The organism is uncultured Lactobacillus sp., assembly GCF_944327175.1.
In the GTDB taxonomy this organism is placed as follows: Bacteria; Bacillota; Bacilli; order Lactobacillales; family Lactobacillaceae; genus Lactobacillus.
Genome location: NZ_CALVGT010000032.1, coordinates 73871 through 91184 on the forward strand (window position 1 = coordinate 73871; position 17314 = coordinate 91184).

Genomic DNA, 17314 nt, shown 5'->3' on the forward strand with positions numbered 1-17314 from the left:
ACAGCCTGCCCTTTTTTTAAAATTATGAGTGGAAGCGCTTGATCTTCTTCATTTTCTTGGCCTTCTTCTTCTTGAAGCTCTTCCCCATCCGCCGCATGGCCATCTTAGCCATCGGGCTGTTCATGCCAGGCAATTTCTCCAAGTCCTTGAAGTTCCCCTTAGTCACCTTGGACATCATGTCCTTGGCCGTCTTGAACTCCTTGATCATTCGGTTGACTTCCACAATCGGCACGCCTGACCCGGCCGCGATCCGCCGGCGCCGGCTCGGGTTAAGCAGGCTTTCGTCTTCTCTTTCGGCTGGCGTCATGGAGTAGACGATGGCCTTGGTGTGGGCGATCTGCTTCTCATCGATTGAGAAGTTCTTTAATTGCGGGTTATTGGCCATGCCGGGAATCATCTTCATGATTTCATCCAGCGGCCCCATCTTTTGCACCTGTTCCAGCTGGTCGATAAAGTCGTTGAAGTCAAAAGTGTTTTCCCGCATCTTCTGGGCAACTTTTTCCGCCTGCTTGGCATCGTAGTCCTGCTGGGCCTTTTCGATCAAGGTCAGCATGTCCCCCATGCCCAGGATTCTGGAAGCCATCCGGTCCGGGTGGAAGACTTCCAGGTCGGTCAGCTTTTCCCCTTGCCCAGTGAAGAGGATCGGCTTGCCGGTAATGGCTCTGATCGACAAGGCGGCCCCGCCCCGGGTGTCACCATCCAGCTTGGTCAAGATGACCCCAGTCACGTCTAGGCGTTCATTGAAGGTCTTGGCCACATCAGCCGCGGCTTGCCCGGTCATGGCGTCAACGACCAAGAGGATATTGTCCGGGTGGCTGACCGCCTTGACTTCTTCCAGTTCCTTCATCAAAGGTTCATCAATTTCCAGCCGGCCGGCCGTGTCGATGATTACGTAATCGTTTCTGTGGACGGCTGCTTCGGCCAGGCCGTCTTCCACAATCTTGGCCACGCTCTTTTCTTCCGGGTCGCTGTAAACTGGAACATTCAAGTCCGCCCCGATTTGCTTGAGCTGGTCAATGGCCGCTGGCCGGTAGATGTCACCGGCAATCAAAAACGGCCGGGCCTTTTCTTCCTTCATCAAGCGGTAGGCCAATTTGCCGACCGTGGTAGTCTTACCTGTACCTTGCAGACCGACCATCATGATAACGGTTGGGATATGCGGGGACTTGGTTAAGCCGACCGCTTCTTCCCCCATCATCTTGGTCAGTTCTTCATTGACGATCTTGATGACCTGCTGGCCTGGAGTCAGTGATTCCTGCACTTCCTGTCCCAGGGCCCGCTTTTTGATGGTCTTGATAAAGTCCTTGACCACCTTGAAGTTGACGTCGGCTTCAAGCAAGGCCAGGCGGATTTCCCGGGAGGCGGCGTTGATGTCTTCTTCAGAAATCTTCCCCTTCCCGGTCAAGTTGCGCAGGGCCTTCTGCAAACGTTCACTTAAATTTTCAAATGCCATCTTATTCTCCTCTAATTATCTGCAGCAAGTCTTCCAGCTGCAATTTGGCCGTTTCCTGGTCACCGGCGGCCAGGCTGGCTAAGGCCTGACTGATGCCTTCTTCCAATTGGCTGTAACTGGCCAGCAGCTGCAGCTTGTCTTCGTATTTTTCCAAAGACTTGGTGCTGCGCCGTAAATTGTCATAGACCGCTTGTCTTGAGACATGCCGGTTGTCGGCAATTTCGCCTAAAGACAGGTCGTTATAGTAATAATCTTCAAAATAATCCTGCTGGCCCCGGGTGAGCAAGGCGCCGTACATGGCGTACAGGTCACCCAGAGCTTCATTTTTGCTCAATTCATCCATCTTTTTTACCTGGTTACCAGTATAGCAAAAAGCACTGCAAGTGCAGTACTTTTTAGAGATTTTTATCCATATTGAAAGTCAGCTTGGACAGCTTGATGGCTTCCTTAAAGAGCTGGCCCCAGAGCTTTTCGCTTTCCTGGCGGCAGTGGGCCACTGTTTCCTGGTTGGCCTTGGTCAAAAAGGCAGTTAGTTCTTCGCCGACGAGGCCTTGGGCCTGGTCAGTCACTTCAGCCACCCGGGCGCGGAAGTAGCGGTTCAGCTCAGTCAAATAGGTCGCGTCCATTTGAACAAAGTGGGAGTAGTGGCTTTCCACCAGAGCTGCTAAAGACTTGTAGAACCACCAGGCATCTGACTGCCGGTATTCCAGGGAAGTATCGTTATAAGAAGGATCAGTGTCATTCATATTGGTAAAGAAAGGCACAAATGGAGTGAAAGTCGGTCCCCCGATGCAGAGCCACATGATCCCGGCTAAACCTTCTTCCTGGTCACTTCTAACTTCCAAGATGTGGGCGTTTTGGGTCCGGTTGAGGCCGATTGGCCGGTAGCGGTGGTGCTCTTCATCCGTCCCGCGGGTGCCAAAGGGATCAAAGACCGTGTCTTGGTAGTGTGAGCCCAGGATGTATTCGATGTCTTCTTTGCTGATCTTCTTTTCGGCCTTGCGGATAAATGGCAAGTCTGGGTCTTCAGGGTCTTGCTCAATGCTTGGGTTCAAGATCTTTTGCCCGTACCAGACCCGGGAAGTGTTGTAGTGACGGTCCTGCTCAGTATAGGTGCCGAAGATGTGGCGGAAGTTCCAGGCGTAGATGTCTGGATTTAAGTTGTGGTCAGCCACAAATTCCCGGATGCCTTCGCTCCACATGAAGTCGTCCGGCTTGTCAAAGTCGACTTCCTCAATGGAAACCCGATTAGCAGCAATTGCGTAGGCATCGTCTGGAATTCTTTGGGCCACCCAGTGGTGACCGGTTACGATTTCCATGTACCAGATTTCGTCCTTATCAGAAAAGAGCACGGAGTTGCCGGCTGGTGACCCATACTTGGCAATCAGCTTGCCCAGATACTGTACGCCATCCCGAGCTGAATCAATATAAGGCAAAACAACGTTAACGATGCAGTCTTCGTCAAGACCGTCCACCACTAATGGATCAAAGGCCAAGGTCCGCTCATTGCCGTAAGTTGATTCGGTGGCTGACATGGCCACGTTCTTTTCGTTAATCCCGCTTTCTTCATAGTAGCCGTACTTCTTGTAGTCAACGTTTGGCACGGCTGGGTAGCGGTAGGCATCTTCTGGCAGGTCCATTGCGAACTTGTTCAGCCAAGATTTGATCTTGCGGCCCTTTTGCCCGTGAACGGCAGGATTCACGACGAACTTTTGCTGGTTTAATGGAGAAAAGGTATCGTCATTTCTGGCGATCAAGTTGTTGCCATCCATGGCGGCCTTTTTGCCAACCAGGATGCTGGTACATGCATCATCTTTCATAGAAATTGAAAATCTTCTTTCTTTTATTTTTGCAAAAACTAATTCAGGTAACTTTTTGACTAATTCTTACAGCAGGTCGTGGAAAAGGCCGACGGCGTAGTTGGCCGCGTCAAAGTCGGCCAAGTCTTCCGCCTTTTCGCCCAGGCCAACCAATTTGACTGGCAGCTTCATTTCGTGGCGGATGGACAGAACTACCCCACCCTTGGAAGACCCGTCCAGCTTGGTCAAAACTAAACCAGACAGCTTGGTCGTCTTGTTAAAGTCCTTGGCCTGCAGGAGGGCGTTTTGCCCAGTTGACCCGTCCAGAACCAGGAGGGTTTCAGCTGGCTGGTCTGGCAAGCGCTTCTTGATGGTCCGCTGGATTTTTTCCAACTCGTTCATCAAGTTGACCTTGTTTTGTAAACGGCCCGCCGTGTCAACCAAGAGGTAGTCTGCTTCTTCCGCAATCGCCCGCTCTAAGCCGTCGTAGACCACGGCAGCCGGGTCAGCCTTGTCCGGGCCAGTTACGACTGGAACCCCAGTCCGCTTGCCCCATTCAACCAGTTGCTCAACCGCGCCGGCTCTGAAAGTGTCGGCAGCGACTAACAGGACCTTCTTGCCCTGGTCGTGGAAACGCTTGGCCAATTTGCCGACCGTAGTGGTCTTGCCGGCCCCGTTGACGCCGACGAAGAGGTAAACATTTGGCTTGGCGTTAGGATCATAAGCCAGCTTTTCATTTTCGCTGTCGGCATTTTCGTCGTAGACTTCCACCAGCTTTTGCACGATGACCCGCTTCAAGTCATCCCGGCTCTTGGCCTTTTGCAGCTTGGCTTCTTCTCTGAGCTGGTCGGTCAGTTCCTCACTGGTTTCATAGCCAACGTCAGATTCAATCAGCAATTCTTCCAAGTCGTCAAAGAAGTCTTCGTCAACCGTTCTGAACTTGGCCAAAAAGGCGTTGAGGCGGGCGCCAAAGCCCTTGTTGGACTTCTCCAACCCTTTTTCATAGAGCTCAGTCGTTTTTTCTTCTGTACTTTCTTCTGCTGGTTCAGTTGTCTCTTCTTCTGCTTCAGTCTTTTCTTCTTCAACTGCTTCTTCTGCAGTTTCAGTTTCTTCTACTGCTTCTTCTGCAGTTTCAGTAGTTTCTGGCTTTTCTTCCTCTACTGCTTCTTTAGCAACTTCAGTTTCTTCGGTAGATTCTTCTTCAACAGTTTCTTCTGCTTCAGCCTTTTCTGCTACTGCTTCTTCAGAAGTTTCTGTAGTTTCTGTACTTTCTTCGACTGACTCATTTTCCGCTTCTACGGCTTCTTCCTGGTCAGCCTTGACTTCTTCTGGTTTTTCTTCGTCTTTTTGGCCAAACAGGCTCTTTTTGATTCGATCAAATAATCCCACGGTTATACCTCATCTTTTAAATCTTTCAAGGAGACCGACAAAATCTGGGATATCCCGGATTCCTGCATGACCACCCCGTAGAGCTGGTCAGCTTGTTCCATGGTCCCCCGCCGGTGCGTAATCACGATAAACTGGGTCTGGCTGTCATATTGGCGCAGGAAACGGGCGAAACGGACAACATTGGCATCATCCAGGGCCGCTTCCACTTCATCCAGCACGCAGAATGGCACTGGGTTGACTTCCAGCATGGCAAAAAGTAAGGTGATCGCCGTCAGCGACCGCTCCCCGCCGGACAAAAGGCTCAAGCGCTGCAATTTTTTGCCAGGCGGCTGGGCGATGATTTCCACCCCGCTCTCCAGCAAATCGTCCGGATCCGTCAAGCTCAAGCGGGCATTGCCCCCGCCAAAAACCACCGGGAAAAGGCGGCTGAAAGAAGCCGAAATCTGCTGGAAGGTCTGGCTGAAGCGGTCCTTGACTTCCTGGTCCAGTTCATCCATCGACTGCTGCAGGTTGCTTCTTGCTTCCAGCAGGTCGTTTTGCTGCCCATTCAAGAAGTCATAGCGGTCCTTGACTTCCTTATACTCGTCAATCGCCCCCAAGTTGACCGGGCCGATATCTTCCAAAGACATCCGGTGCAGCTTGACGCTGCGGCGCAGGTTCTGCTGGTTTTCTTCTGTATTTTCCAGCTTGGCCTGGGAAAGCGCGGCTTCATAAGTCAAGGAGTAGTCTTCTCTTAAACTGTCCAGGTGCTGCTTGAGCTCACCTTTAACCGTGGCCAGCTTGACTAAGAACCCTTCTTGCTCGCTGGCCGCGTCTTTTCTTAAGTCATAGTTTCTGGTCGCCACGGCTTCCAGCTGGTTGATCTGCCCGTTTAGCTGGCCCAAGAGTTGGCTGGCTGCATCCAGATCTGCCTGCTTGTCCTTTTGCTCAGCCAGGAGCTGGTCTTTTTCAAGGCCCAGCTCCTCTTTCTTGCTTGCTGACATTTGACTGGAACTGTCCAAAGCAGCCAGTTTTTCTTCCAGCTGCGCTATCTGCTTCTGGCTGGCTGCCTTTTGCCGGCCGCGCTCAGCTTTTCTGGCCTGCAGGTTTTCTTGCTTGTTGGCCAAAACTGCCAATTGCGGGTCAAGTTCAGCTAATTTTTCTTGCACGCCCCGGTTTAAGTCAGTGTAATTCTGAATAGTCTCTTGCAGACTGGCCAAGTCTTGTTTTTGCTGGTCGGCTAAAGCGGCCAGCTCTTCTTTCTTGGCCTTTTGGACCTTTTCTTTATCAGTCAAATCTGCCAGGTAGGCAGCTTGTTCAGCCTGCTGAGCCTGGTAGAGCTGAACGGCGCTTTCCAGCCGCTTGACTTCTTTTTCCTGGCTTTGGAAAGTCAAAACTGCCGCGCTCAAGTCCTGCTGTAGGCTCTGCAAATCCCGGCTGATTTGGTCCCGGGTCTCCTGCTTGTCTTTGACTTGCTTGTCTAAACCTGCCAGCTTTTCTTCTTTAATATGGAACTGTCCTTCTAATTCCTCTAGCATGGCCGTCGTCTTGTTGATTTCAGCCGTTGTCTGCAAGGGGGAATTATTCCGCTGGTTGCGAGCACCGCCAGTCATGGCCCCGCCGGGACTGATGACATCCCCGTCCAGGGTAACGACCCGGTAGTGGCCGATCTGCCTGGAGACAGCCAGGGCCGTGTCCATATTGTCAACGATAATGATGCTGCCCAGCAGATACTGGATAGCTTCTGAAATGTCAGTATCGCCTTTAGCCTCAACCAATTCGCTGGCCAGGCCTTGGAAGCCGGCAAAGCGTTCCAGAGCCTGCCGGGTTGAAGCTGGGATTGCCCGGTATCTTAAAGCATCCAGAGGCAAAAAAGTTGCCCGGCCCAGTCTTCTGACCTTCAGCTGCTGAATAGCATCTTTAGCCGCCATCCGGTCCTTAGCCACCAGACTTTGGACACTGCCGCCAAGGGCAGTCGTCATGGCTGCTTCCAAGTCAGCCGGGAAGGTTAAAAGCTCCCCAACTGCCCCGATAATGCCCGGGAAGCGGTCTGGCTGGTTTAAAACCTGCTTGACGCCGGCATAGTAGCCATCATGCCGCTTTTGGATATTGACCAGGGCATCCCGGCGGGCAGTCAGCCGCTGGAGGTTGGTCAAATCTGCCTGCAGCTGCTTTTGAGCGACCTGCTGGTCAGCAGCTAAATGCCCTAATTGATCGCTGGCTTCCTTTAATTCCGCCTGCAGCTGGTCATTTTCTGCCCGCAGCTTTTGTCCCTTAGACCGCAGGCCTTCCAGTTCTTCCTGGCTCTTGGCCAATTGGCTGGAGGTATCTTCATAGCGCTGGTCCTTGCTCTCTTTGGCCCGCTTAATTTCCCCTTCCAGGTAGACCAGTTGGTTGTTGGCACTGGTTTGGTCCTGCAGAGTCTGAATATATTGCGATCGCAGGTCTTCAACTTTCAATTTGAGACTGGCCGGGTCTTCTTTCAGCTGGTCAGCCAGCTTCTGCCTTTTTTCTTTCAGCTGGTCTAATTGCCCGGCATATTCAGCTTCCTGGTCAGCCAATTTGGCGATTTCCGCATCCGTAGCCGCCAGATTTTCTTTTATGTCAGCCAGTTGTCGCTGGTATTCCAGCCTGGTCGCCTGGTCAAACTGCCGGGACTGCTGGGAAACCTGCAAGGAAGTGTTGATTTTTGAAAGCCGGTTGGTCAACTTAAGGACTTCTGCTTGCACCTGGTCCCGCTTTTGGCTTTCCAGCTGGAATTCTTCTCTTTTAGCCGCCAGCTTGGCCTGGGACTGCTTGACTTCCGCGTCCAGCCGGCTTAAAAGTTCCTGGCTCTTGGCCAGTTTATTGGAGACTTCCCTTTCTTCCTGGTCCAAGTCAGCGATTTCAAAGGCCAGCAGGGTCTTCAAGTCCTCATCAAGGGCGGCTTTTTGAAATTGGTATTCCTGGGCCAAGGAGCTCTGTTCATGCAGAGGCTCCAGTCGCTTCTCCAGCTCGTTGACCAGGTCATTGATCCGGATCAAGTTGTCATTGGTTGTTTCCAGCTGCTCCTGGGCCTGCTGCTTTTGCTGCTTAAAGTGGAGCACCCCGGCTGCTTCTTCGAAAATTCCCCGTCTTTCCCGGGCCTGGGAATTGAGGATCTGGTCCACCCGCCCCTGGGAAATGATGGCCAGGCTGTTTTGGGAAATGCCAGAGTCCAAAAAGAGGGCCCGGACGTCCCGCAGGCGAACTGGCTGCTGGTTAATCAAGTATTCATTGTCGCCGGACTTTAAAATCCGTCTGGTGATTGTGACCTGGTCAGCTGGAAGGTCCAATTCCTTATTCCGGTTGTCAAAGACCATGGTCACTTCAGCCCGGTTTAAGGGCTTGCGGAACTGACTTCCGGCAAAAATCACGTCTTTCATGTTGCGGCCACGCAAGGACTTGGCACTGCCTTCCCCCATGACCCAGCGAATGGCTTCAGTAATGTTGCTCTTGCCTGACCCGTTAGGACCGACAATACCGGTAATCCCCTTGGTAAAGTCGATCACCGTCTTGTCCGCAAAAGACTTGAAGCCCTCCAAAATTAAACTAGTTAAAGGCACTATTTTCCTCCATTCAAGTGCTCCAAGGCATGGTTGGCCGCGTCCTGCTCAGCCTTTTTCTTGTTGCGTCCTTCCCCGTTTGCCAGCTTCTTGCCGTCGACCAGGACTTCAACTTCAAAGTGAGGCGGCTGCTGGCTCTCATTTAACACCCGGTATTCGATATTCACGCTGCCGTTTTGCTGCAGAAGTTCCTGCAGGTCCGTCTTAAAGTCCCGCGACGGGGTAAAGTAGCCAGCCGCGATTAAAGGATAAACGGTCTGGCTGAGAAACTTTTCAACCACTTCAATTCCTTGGTCCAAAAACAAGGCGCCGTTGAAGGCTTCGAAGACGTCTTCCAAAAGGGCCTTGCGGTTGCGGCCGCCAGCTTTTTCCTCGCCGACGCCAAGGTTGATTTCCCCTTTAAAGCCGCAGTCCAGGGCCACTTTTGAGAAGCCTTCAGTGCGGACAATATTTGATCTCAGTCTGGTCAGTTCCCCTTCATGTAAGTGCTGGAAGTGGCGGTAGAGGTAGTCAGAGACCGTAAATTCCAGGACCGCGTCCCCCAGAAATTCTAACTTTTCGTAATTCCCCAAAGTTTTGCCGGGATTTTCATTGAGATAGGAGGAATGGGTAAAGGCTTCCTCCAACAAGCGGGCATCCTTGAAGCGGATCCCGTATTTTTCATCCAGCATTTTAATAAATTTAGTTGAGACCATGAACTTTACATCCTTTCATAACACTAAAAATTATATCAAAAGCCCACTATTAGAGCGCCTTTTTTACCCAATTCCAAGAAAAAACTCTGCCTTGTCCGGCAAATGGACAAAACAGAGTCGCAGATTATTTTTTATAACCAATTTTATACCATAATGGATGGCTGTTGTTCATTTCTGCCGGTTCATAAGAGAGGTTGACCAGCTGCTTGTTGATGGCTGTAATCTTGTAGGAACTGGTCAAAGGAATTACAAAGGCTTGCTCTTGCATGTATCTTTGCCACTCTTTGAAGACCTTGATCCGGTAGTGGATGTTAAAGGCAGCATCGGAATCCATTTCTTCCAAAAGCTGGCTATTGGTCTTGGTAGCGAAGCGTTCCAGGTTGTACTGGGTCCCCGCCCCGTAGATACCATTTTGGGAAGGCTCATTGTTTAAAGTCCAGCCGGCAATGAACATGTCGACCTGGCTGTCATCTTGGAAGAGCAGGTTATAAAAAGTATTGAATTCCAGCAAGTGGCCAGTGGTCAGTTTGACGTTTAAGCCAATTTCTTTCCACTTCTTAATGTAGTTGCTGATGATCTTGCTTTGGCTGACGTCACCGGTCATGGCAGCCAGGTGGATCACCAGCTTATGCCCCTGCGGGTCCCGCCGGTACTTTTCCCCCGACTGGAGCTTGTAGCCTGCCTTGTCCAAAAGCTTTTTCGCCTTAGCCGGGTTATAAGGATAACCCTTGCTCTTGTCATCGTAGTAGTCGCCAAATTGCGACGGAATCAAGCTCTTGATGCGGAAGGTCAAGCCAGATGTGTACTTACGCTGGATCTGGGTGACGTTCATTGCGTAGCCGATCGCCTGTCTGAGAGACTTGTTAGCCATCTTGGAATTCTTGTTTATCTTAACTGAGTTGGTCTTCTCGTCCCACTTCCCCAGTTTGAAGCCCAGATAGTTGTATCTCAAAGGAATCGTGGCCACGAACCTGTAGTTTTTGGTAGTCCTGATCTGCTGCCACTGAGAGTTAACAACTTCGATGATGTCGTAAGTTTTTTCTTTAATGGCCGTGGAAACTGACTTTGGCGAAATAATGGAAATAGTGATCTTGCTCAAACTCGGCGTCCCCCGCCAGTAGTATTCATTGCGGGTCCAAACCGCCTTCTGGCCCGCTTCAATGCTCTGGACCTTGTAAGGTCCAAAGTAGAGGGGCTTTTTACGGATTTCGATGCAGGTTCTCAATTTCCCGAAAGGCACATCCCTAAGGTAGTGATATGGCAGGGCAGATTCCCAGAAGTAGCCGTTGCCAGACTTCAGCATCCCCGGGTGCATTTGCTTAAAGTGGATCACGACCTTGCGGCCATTTTCCCCATCCGGCATTTCGATCCCGCTGATCGTCTTGGCTTTGCCATCATGATATTCCTTCAGACCCACCACGTCCTGCAAAGAAGAAGTGTAGTGGGAGCTGTTAGTGGCCTTGTTGGCAATTACTTCGTAGGCATATTCCACGTCTTTTGCCACGACCTGCTTGCCATCAGACCACTTGACCCCTTTTTTAATATTGATAGTGATCTGCTTGGCCTGCCGGTCCAGGCTGAAGGTCGCCGCCCCACTATCGGTGATATTGTAGCTGTTGTCCGTGTCAAACAATGATTCAGACCCGAACTGGGCTAAGGCCGCGTCAGTTGTTGAATCTGCCAGTTCATCAGAAAAAATCCCCGTAAAAGGAGTATCAGTTTCCAGGGCTACCCGGATGCTGCCTCCTTTTTTTGTCTTGGAGAAACTGGTGGCTACGGGGAACTGCATGGCATCTTCAGCTCCGCTGTTATTGTCCTGTTTGCTTTTATTTGCCCTTTGTTGTGAACAGGCTGCTAAAGTTAAGGCAGCTAGCAGGCAAATTGCTATTTTCGTTATCTTCTTCATCAGTCAAGAGTCCTTTTTGCTAAATCGCTACATTACTTAGTTTACCATAACAAAAGGGGCAAGACCGGGCCTAAGCCGGGAGAACAGAAAAAAGAGGGGGGATTTCCCCCTCTTTTTAGTAATGGCATATTAATTATTTTTTACTTCTTAAAGCCAGTTTCGTACCAAAGAGTAGCTGACTTAGACGGCTTGGTAGAGTAGTTGATCAGCTTGTTGTTGACCGAAGTGATCTTGTAAGCATTGTTCAAAGGAATTACAAAAGCTTCCTTTTGCATGTATTGTTGCCATTCGTGGAACTTTTGTACCCGGTAGCTGTGGTCAAAGGCCTTGGCGCCACCCATTTCCTTCAGCAGCTTGGTGTTTTCGCTGGTTGCGAAACGGGTGAAGTTATATGGCGCCTTGGCGCTGTAAAGGTCGTCTTGAGTAGGTTCACTGGACAGGGACCATGCGGCCATGAAGACATCTACTGATGGGTCATCGTTTTGCACCTTGTCATAGAAGGAGTTGAATTCGATTAAACGGCCACTAGTCAAAGTTACGTGCAGGCCAACCTTCTTCCATTGCTGGATGTAGTTTTGCACGATTGCTTCCTGGTTTGAAGTGCTGCTCATGGCTGCCAGGTGGATGGTCAGCTTCTTGCCATTAGGATCCCGGCGGTAAGTTTCACCCTTCTTCTTCTTGTAACCGGCCTTGTCCAGCAAAGCGTTGGCCTTCTTGATGTTCAACGGGAAGCCCTTCAAGCTCTTGTCATAGAAGTCACCGAAGCCTTCTGGCACTAGAGTCTTAACTCTGAAAGACAAGCCTTGGGTGTAGTGCTGGTCTACTTCATCAACGTTCATGGCATAACCCATAGCTTGACGGAGATAGCGGTTGCTCATCTTAGAATTCTTATTCATCTTGACTGAGCCGGTCTTCTTGTCCCACTTGCCGACCTTGAAGCCCATGTATGAGTATTCCAATGGAATTTGGGCAACGAAGTTGTAGCCCTTGGTCCCCTTAACTTCCTTCCATTGGGAGTTAACAACGTCAATGACATCAAACTTCTTGGACTTGATAGACTGGGAAGCTGAGTTTGGGGAGATTACTGAGATGGTGATCTTGTCCAACTTTGCTTGACCACGGTAGTAGTAAGGATTTCTTACCCAAGTCGCGGATTGGCCCCGGACCAGCTTGGAGAGCTTGTAAGCACCAAAGAAGAGCGGGTTCTTCCGGACCTTGTCGCTAGATTGCAGCTTGCTGAACGGCACATCCTTCAAGTAGTGGTATGGAGCTGCATCTTCCCAGAAGAAGCCGTTACCTGACTGGGTCATACCCGGCTTCATTTCCTTAAAGTGCAGAACTACCTTGCGCCCGTTTTCACCGTCAGGCATTTCGATCCCGGAGATCTTCTTGGACTTGCCTTCGTGGTATTCTTCCAAGCCGACAATGTCGGCAAGTGAACTGGTGTAGCGGGATGACTGGCTGGCCTTGTTGGCGATGATTTCGTAAGAGTATTCAACGTCCTTAGCAGTTACCTGCTTGCCGTCAGACCACTTGACGCCCTTCTTGACTTCGATAGTAACCGTCTTGGCCTTCCGGTTCATCTTGAAGGTTGCGGCACCCTTGTCGTTGATCTTGTACTGGTCATCCGTTGCAAACAGAGTTTCATTCCCAAACTGCATAAAGTCTTGGTCGTATTGGCTGTCAGAAACTTCATTCAAGAAAACACCCTTGACTGGCGTGTCAGATTCTTCACCGATAGTGATGCTGCCGCCCTTCTTGGCTACACCAGTTGCAGTAGCTTCCGGGAATTTCTTGGCATCCTTAGCCCCGCTGCTACTGTCGCTGGAGCTGCTCTTGCCGCAACCGGCCAGCAAAGCTGCCCCGGCCAGAAGCACTCCAAATGTTCCGAGCGTTCTTCTCTTCATAATTAAATTTACCTCCACACAATATATTCAAAAGATAAAGCACACAGCATATGAATAGTTATCGAGATAGCAATTCACAAAAATTATCTTTCATGTCTTTTACTTTAACATTTTCATTTTAAAAGTCAATGAGAAATTTAATTTAATGCTAATTAATTTAATTTTCTCTTTGCCGAGCGTCGCCAGCCTTTTGCAGGGCCTGGCCGACATAGTTGATGCTCAAGCAGATCACCAAAAGCAAGACAGTTGCCGGCAGCCAGAGCCACGGCCGATCAATAATGTTAACCGGGTCATTGGCAAAACCGATCAAGGTCCCCAAAGACGGAATCTTGGTTGGCAAACCATAGCCGATGAAGGACAGGACAGTTTCAATCCCGATGTTGCCAGAAACGCTCAAAACGACATCGATGATGATCATTGATGCAATATTTGGCAGAATCTCCCGGAACATGATCTTGGTATTTGAAGACCCTGAAGTCTTAGACGCCAGAACATAGTCTCTTTCTCTTTGTGACAAGATAAAGGACCGGTAGTATCTGGCTTCAACCGTCCAGCCAAACATCGAAATCAGCAGAACCAAAGTCATGGAATTATAGTTTGGCAGAACCGTTACCAAAACGATCAAAATTGGCATTTGCGGCAAAATCTGCACGAAGTCGACAATTCTCATGATGATGGAGTCAATAGTGCCGCCATAATAACCAGCTACCAGGCCGACTACCAGGCCAACCACTTCACAAAACAAAGTGACCAGAAGGCCAATCATAATCGAGTTGCGCCCGCCCATGATCAACAGATTCAAAATATCCCGACCCCCGTTGTCCGTGCCCAGCAAGTGGCCATTTTCTCCCCAGCCAGCGTAGGATTCCAAAATGTGCATTTCAGTAACTTGCTCGCTATTTAGGAACAAAGAACCGCCAAAGGTAAGGAGCAAAATAACGACAATTGTGCAAAAAGCTACAGTTGCAGCCTTGCTTTTAAAAATTTCTCTAAAAGCAATCTTCAAAGCGGATGGTGGAATTTGGGCTCTGTCATCTTGCTTCTTTTTCTTACCAACAGTAAATAAAGCCATCATTTCACCTCTACTTCACGCGAATTCTTGGGTCAACCAGACTCATGATAATGTCAGACAAGAGGTTGCCCAGCAGAGTCAAGGTCCCGTAAATCATGATCAAAGCCGTCAAAGTGGTGTAGTCACGCTGGCTGATTGAGTCAAGGAAGAGCTTCCCCATCCCTGGGAAGGAGAAGACCGTTTCAATGATCATTGACCCACCAAGCAGACCAGTAATGGTGTTCCCCATAAAGGCAGCGATCGGCAGGAAAGAGTTCCGCAAAATGTGCTTGTTGAAGACGACTTTTTCAGGAACCCCCTTGCTCCGGGCTGTCTTGACATAGTCTTCCACCTTATTGTCAATGATCCCGGTCCGCAAGTATTGCACCGTCCCGGTCGTCGCGATGATCGCGTACAAAATTGCCGGCAAAATCATGTGCTGCAGGCGGCTGAAGAAAATTCCCCAGAAGCCGCTGGCATTGGCGGAAACCGTCCCGCTGATCGGGAACCAGCCCAAAGTAAAGCCAAAGAACCAAAGGCCCAGCAGGTAGAAGACAAAGCCCGGGATAGCGTATGTCACGTAGTTGAAAACTGAGATTGCCCGGTCCTGCCATTCACCTTCGTGCTTGCCGGCACTGATCCCCATTGGGATGGCAATGCCGTAAAGCAGGACTGTTGACAAAAGAGACAGCCAGAAAGTATTCTGAGCTCGGTCGGCAATCAAAGATGCTACTGGGACGTGCTGGATGTAGCTTTGCCCCAAATCACCATGCAAGAGGTTCTTAATCCAGCGTACGTATTGCACCGGTACCGGGTCGTTCAAACCATATGCCTGCTTTAAGCGGGCAATTTCCTTAGGACTTGAGTTAGGGTTGATCAAGCCGGTAAACGGATCCCCAGGCATCATTTTGGCCAGCATGAAGACAATAATACTAAGCAGGATCAATTGCGGGATCATGATCAAAATCCGTCTTAAGACTGTTTTCCACATTTGCTATTCTCCTCCCTTGATCTGCTCTTTAGGCAGGGCTACCTGGTGGTTGGGGCCAACCTCAGTCAACGGGTAGACCCGGCCATCTGCATCATACCAGTTTGCCTGGCCCTGCAAAAATTCACGTTCGATTTCCCGCCGTCTGGCCGCGTGTTCCGCCCGGTGTTCAACATCAACCTTCGGAATCGCGGACAAGAGGCGCTTAGTGTAAATATGCACCGGATTCTTGTAGATTTCTTCCTGGCTGCCCACTTCCACCAAACGGCCCCGGTGCATGATCGCCAGATTTTCGGACATGTGCTTAACCACACCCAAGTCATGGGAAATGAATAAGAAGGCGATGTTATATTGCTGCTGAATGTGTTTCATGAAGTTCAGAACCTGGGCTTGAACTGACAAGTCCAAGGCACTGGTTGGCTCGTCAGCTACAATCAACTTAGGATTCGTTGCCACGGCCCGGGCAATCCCAATTCTCTGCCGCTGACCACCGGAAAATTCATGCGGGAACTTGTAAATCGCGTCGCTCGGCATCCCGACGATGTCCAGCAATTCTTGTACTCGATCCCGTTCTTGATCTGTCGTCAAGTTTTCAAAGTTTCGGATTGGTTCAGCAATAATATCTTCAATCCGCTTGCGGGGGTTAAGACTGGACATGGAATCCTGGAAGATCATCTGTACGTCCTTGTTGTAGTTCATCTTCCGGCGGACGGATTCCTTGGTAATGTCTTCACCCTTGTAGAGAATCTGTCCGCTGGTCACCTTCTCCACACCAACGATCGCCTTGCCAGTCGTGGACTTGCCCGAGCCTGATTCACCGATCAAGCCATAAGTTTCCCCTTCTTTAATTGAAAAAGAAACCCCGTCAACTGCCCGGACATAATCAGTAATTCTATTCCAAAAGCCCGACCGGATTGGGTAGTGGACTTTCAGATCTTTAACTTGGATAATTTCTTCTGCCATACTTGCTACCTATCCTTCATCTTGAAAGTGGAAAGTCTTCCAGCAGGTGCAGCGGACAAAGTGATTTGGCTCAACTTCGTGTAGCTGCGGGTCTGCTTCATGCGCTTCAGCTGGAATCCAAGGAATTCTAGCCGCGAAGCGGTCACCAGTCCGCGGCATGTTTTTCAGTGAAGGAACAGTTCCCTGGATTACATGGAGGTCATCCTTGTCATCATCTGACTGCGGCATAGAGTTTAACAGTGACCGGGTGTAAGGGTGAAGAGGATGAGTAAATAAGGTTTTCACATCAGCTTTTTCCACGATTTGCCCGGCATACATCACAGCAACTTCATCAGCCGTTTCTGCCACAACGCCCAAGTCGTGGGTAATCAAGATGATGCCTGAACCGGATTCTTCCTGGATTTTCTTAAGCAGATCCAAGATCTGGGCTTGAATGGTCACGTCCAAAGCGGTCGTTGGTTCGTCAGCAATAATGATTTCTGGCTTGCAGGCTACTGCCATCGCGATCACGACTCTTTGCCGCAAACCACCTGAAAGTTCGTGCGGATACATGTCATACATGGCTTCCGGCTTTGGCATCCCGACTTGCTTGAAAAGTTCAATCACCCGGCCGCGGCGCTGCTCTTTATTCATGTCCGTGTGGTAAAGCAAGGCTTCAGCCACCTGGTCCCCGACTTTCATCAAGGGGTTCAAGCTGGCCATCGGGTCCTGGAAAATCATGCCAATATTATTGCCGCGAACTTGGTTAAATAAATCCTCATCCAAATTCACTAAGTTCAAGTTCTTGTAGTTGATTTCTCCTTCAACCCGGGTGTTTTTCCGGTTATACAGACCAACAATGCTGGAGGCAATCGTACTCTTGCCGCAGCCACTCTCGCCGACAATGGCCAAAACTTCGTTGCGCTTGAGAGTAAAATCGATGCCATCAGCCGCGTCATAGAACTCGCCTTGCAGACGGTAGCCGGTATGAAGCTTTTCGACGTCTAGTAAAACGTTTTGCTGATTGTCCAACTTTTTTCTCCTTCAAAATAATTATTAGTTAGAAAATAAATGTTACACTAGTAGATTTTAACTTTTCTCAAATCTTTTGCAATAGTTTTTTAATTATTTTCTAGTGCTTTTTAGTTATTTCTTCATCATGTCCACCAATTCATACCATAATCATTAAATCATTATTCGGTTTTTGTCATATTTTTCCCTTCTTTCTAAAAAAAGTGTACAAAAAAAGCATTTGCCACAGATCTTTCTTTGGCAAATGCTAATTAAATATTAGTTGTTTTCAATTTGCTTTCAATGCACTTTAGCCTTGATGGCTCTTGATGTAAGCTACCGCGTCAGCGACCGTGATGATCTTAGCAGCGTCTTCATCAGGAATTTCAGCGCCAAATTCGTCTTCCAGCTGCATGATGAATTCCACCAAGTCAATGGAGTCAGCATCCAGATCCTTGGTAAAGTTAGTGTCCATGGTGATCTTGTCTTTGTCCAGCTGGAAGTTGTCCGCGATCAAAGTGGCAATCTTGTCAAAAATTTCTGCTTCAGTCATTATTCTTTCTCCTATGATTTCTAACTGCCCTATTAACTAGGGTATTTTCTTTTTCTT

13 protein-coding genes are annotated in these 17314 nt (G+C 49.5%); all 13 read right to left on the bottom strand.

The window, feature by feature from the left end:
• Nucleotides 1-22 precede the first annotated feature (22 nt).
• Nucleotides 23-1453: a signal recognition particle protein gene (gene ffh / locus Q0J41_RS04710; protein ID WP_296226860.1), complete on the bottom strand. Its 1431-nt coding sequence runs from the start codon at nt 1451-1453 to the stop codon at nt 23-25.
• A 1-nt stretch (nt 1454) separates the two neighbouring features.
• Nucleotides 1455-1796, bottom strand: coding sequence for a YlxM family DNA-binding protein (ylxM, locus tag Q0J41_RS04715; RefSeq protein ID WP_296226862.1), 342 nt, complete (start codon nt 1794-1796; stop codon nt 1455-1457).
• A gap of 52 nt (nt 1797-1848) precedes the next feature.
• On the bottom strand, nt 1849-3273 hold the full coding sequence (locus tag Q0J41_RS04720; RefSeq protein WP_296226863.1) for a C69 family dipeptidase: 1425 nt from the start codon (nt 3271-3273) through the stop codon (nt 1849-1851).
• Between the two features lie 66 nt (nt 3274-3339).
• Nucleotides 3340-4641: a signal recognition particle-docking protein FtsY gene (gene ftsY / locus Q0J41_RS04725; protein ID WP_296226866.1), complete on the bottom strand. Its 1302-nt coding sequence runs from the start codon at nt 4639-4641 to the stop codon at nt 3340-3342.
• A 2-nt stretch (nt 4642-4643) separates the two neighbouring features.
• Nucleotides 4644-8204 carry a chromosome segregation protein SMC gene (gene smc / locus Q0J41_RS04730; RefSeq protein WP_296226868.1) on the bottom strand — a complete coding sequence of 1187 codons (3561 nt, stop codon included), beginning with the start codon at nt 8202-8204 and terminating at the stop codon, nt 4644-4646.
• Nucleotides 8204-8899: a ribonuclease III gene (rnc, locus tag Q0J41_RS04735; RefSeq protein ID WP_296226870.1), complete on the bottom strand. Its 696-nt coding sequence runs from the start codon at nt 8897-8899 to the stop codon at nt 8204-8206. Before rnc ends, smc begins: the two co-directional genes overlap by 1 nt.
• A gap of 124 nt (nt 8900-9023) precedes the next feature.
• On the bottom strand, nt 9024-10805 hold the full coding sequence (locus Q0J41_RS04740; protein WP_296226871.1) for an oligopeptide ABC transporter substrate-binding protein: 1782 nt from the start codon (nt 10803-10805) through the stop codon (nt 9024-9026).
• A 140-nt stretch (nt 10806-10945) separates the two neighbouring features.
• A complete protein-coding gene (locus tag Q0J41_RS04745; RefSeq protein ID WP_296226874.1) occupies nt 10946-12712 on the bottom strand; it encodes an oligopeptide ABC transporter substrate-binding protein in 1767 nt (588 codons plus the stop codon).
• Nucleotides 12713-12869: 157 nt separating this feature from the next.
• Nucleotides 12870-13784 carry an ABC transporter permease gene (locus tag Q0J41_RS04750; protein WP_296226876.1) on the bottom strand — a complete coding sequence of 305 codons (915 nt, stop codon included), beginning with the start codon at nt 13782-13784 and terminating at the stop codon, nt 12870-12872.
• 10 nt (nt 13785-13794) lie between these two features.
• Nucleotides 13795-14754 carry an oligopeptide ABC transporter permease gene (gene opp4B / locus Q0J41_RS04755; protein ID WP_296226878.1) on the bottom strand — a complete coding sequence of 320 codons (960 nt, stop codon included), beginning with the start codon at nt 14752-14754 and terminating at the stop codon, nt 13795-13797.
• Nucleotides 14755-14757: 3 nt separating this feature from the next.
• Nucleotides 14758-15714 (bottom strand): ABC transporter ATP-binding protein, encoded by a 957-nt coding sequence (locus Q0J41_RS04760; protein WP_296226880.1) that lies wholly within the window; start codon nt 15712-15714, stop codon nt 14758-14760.
• Nucleotides 15715-15723: 9 nt separating this feature from the next.
• The gene (locus tag Q0J41_RS04765; RefSeq protein ID WP_296226882.1) at nt 15724-16725 is read right to left on the bottom strand and encodes an ABC transporter ATP-binding protein; all 1002 of its coding nucleotides are present in this window, start codon (nt 16723-16725) and stop codon (nt 15724-15726) included.
• A gap of 289 nt (nt 16726-17014) precedes the next feature.
• Nucleotides 17015-17257, bottom strand: coding sequence for an acyl carrier protein (gene acpP / locus Q0J41_RS04770; RefSeq protein WP_003611988.1), 243 nt, complete (start codon nt 17255-17257; stop codon nt 17015-17017).
• Nucleotides 17258-17314 lie beyond the last annotated feature (57 nt).

Bases quoted from the DNA above. Each gene is read 5' to 3' on its own strand.
- opp4B (WP_296226878.1), bottom strand. From the start codon at position 14,754: ATGTGGAAAACAGTCTTAAGACGGATTTTGATCATGATCCCGCAATTG.
- ylxM (WP_296226862.1), bottom strand. From the start codon at position 1,796: ATGGATGAATTGAGCAAAAATGAAGCTCTGGGTGACCTGTACGCCATG.
- Q0J41_RS04760 (WP_296226880.1), bottom strand. From the start codon at position 15,714: ATGGCAGAAGAAATTATCCAAGTTAAAGATCTGAAAGTCCACTACCCA.
- Q0J41_RS04745 (WP_296226874.1), bottom strand. From the start codon at position 12,712: ATGAAGAGAAGAACGCTCGGAACATTTGGAGTGCTTCTGGCCGGGGCA.
- rnc (WP_296226870.1), bottom strand. From the start codon at position 8,899: ATGGTCTCAACTAAATTTATTAAAATGCTGGATGAAAAATACGGGATC.
- Q0J41_RS04750 (WP_296226876.1), bottom strand. From the start codon at position 13,784: ATGGCTTTATTTACTGTTGGTAAGAAAAAGAAGCAAGATGACAGAGCC.
- acpP (WP_003611988.1), bottom strand. From the start codon at position 17,257: ATGACTGAAGCAGAAATTTTTGACAAGATTGCCACTTTGATCGCGGAC.
- Q0J41_RS04740 (WP_296226871.1), bottom strand. From the start codon at position 10,805: ATGAAGAAGATAACGAAAATAGCAATTTGCCTGCTAGCTGCCTTAACT.
- ffh (WP_296226860.1), bottom strand. From the start codon at position 1,453: ATGGCATTTGAAAATTTAAGTGAACGTTTGCAGAAGGCCCTGCGCAAC.
- Q0J41_RS04720 (WP_296226863.1), bottom strand. From the start codon at position 3,273: ATGAAAGATGATGCATGTACCAGCATCCTGGTTGGCAAAAAGGCCGCC.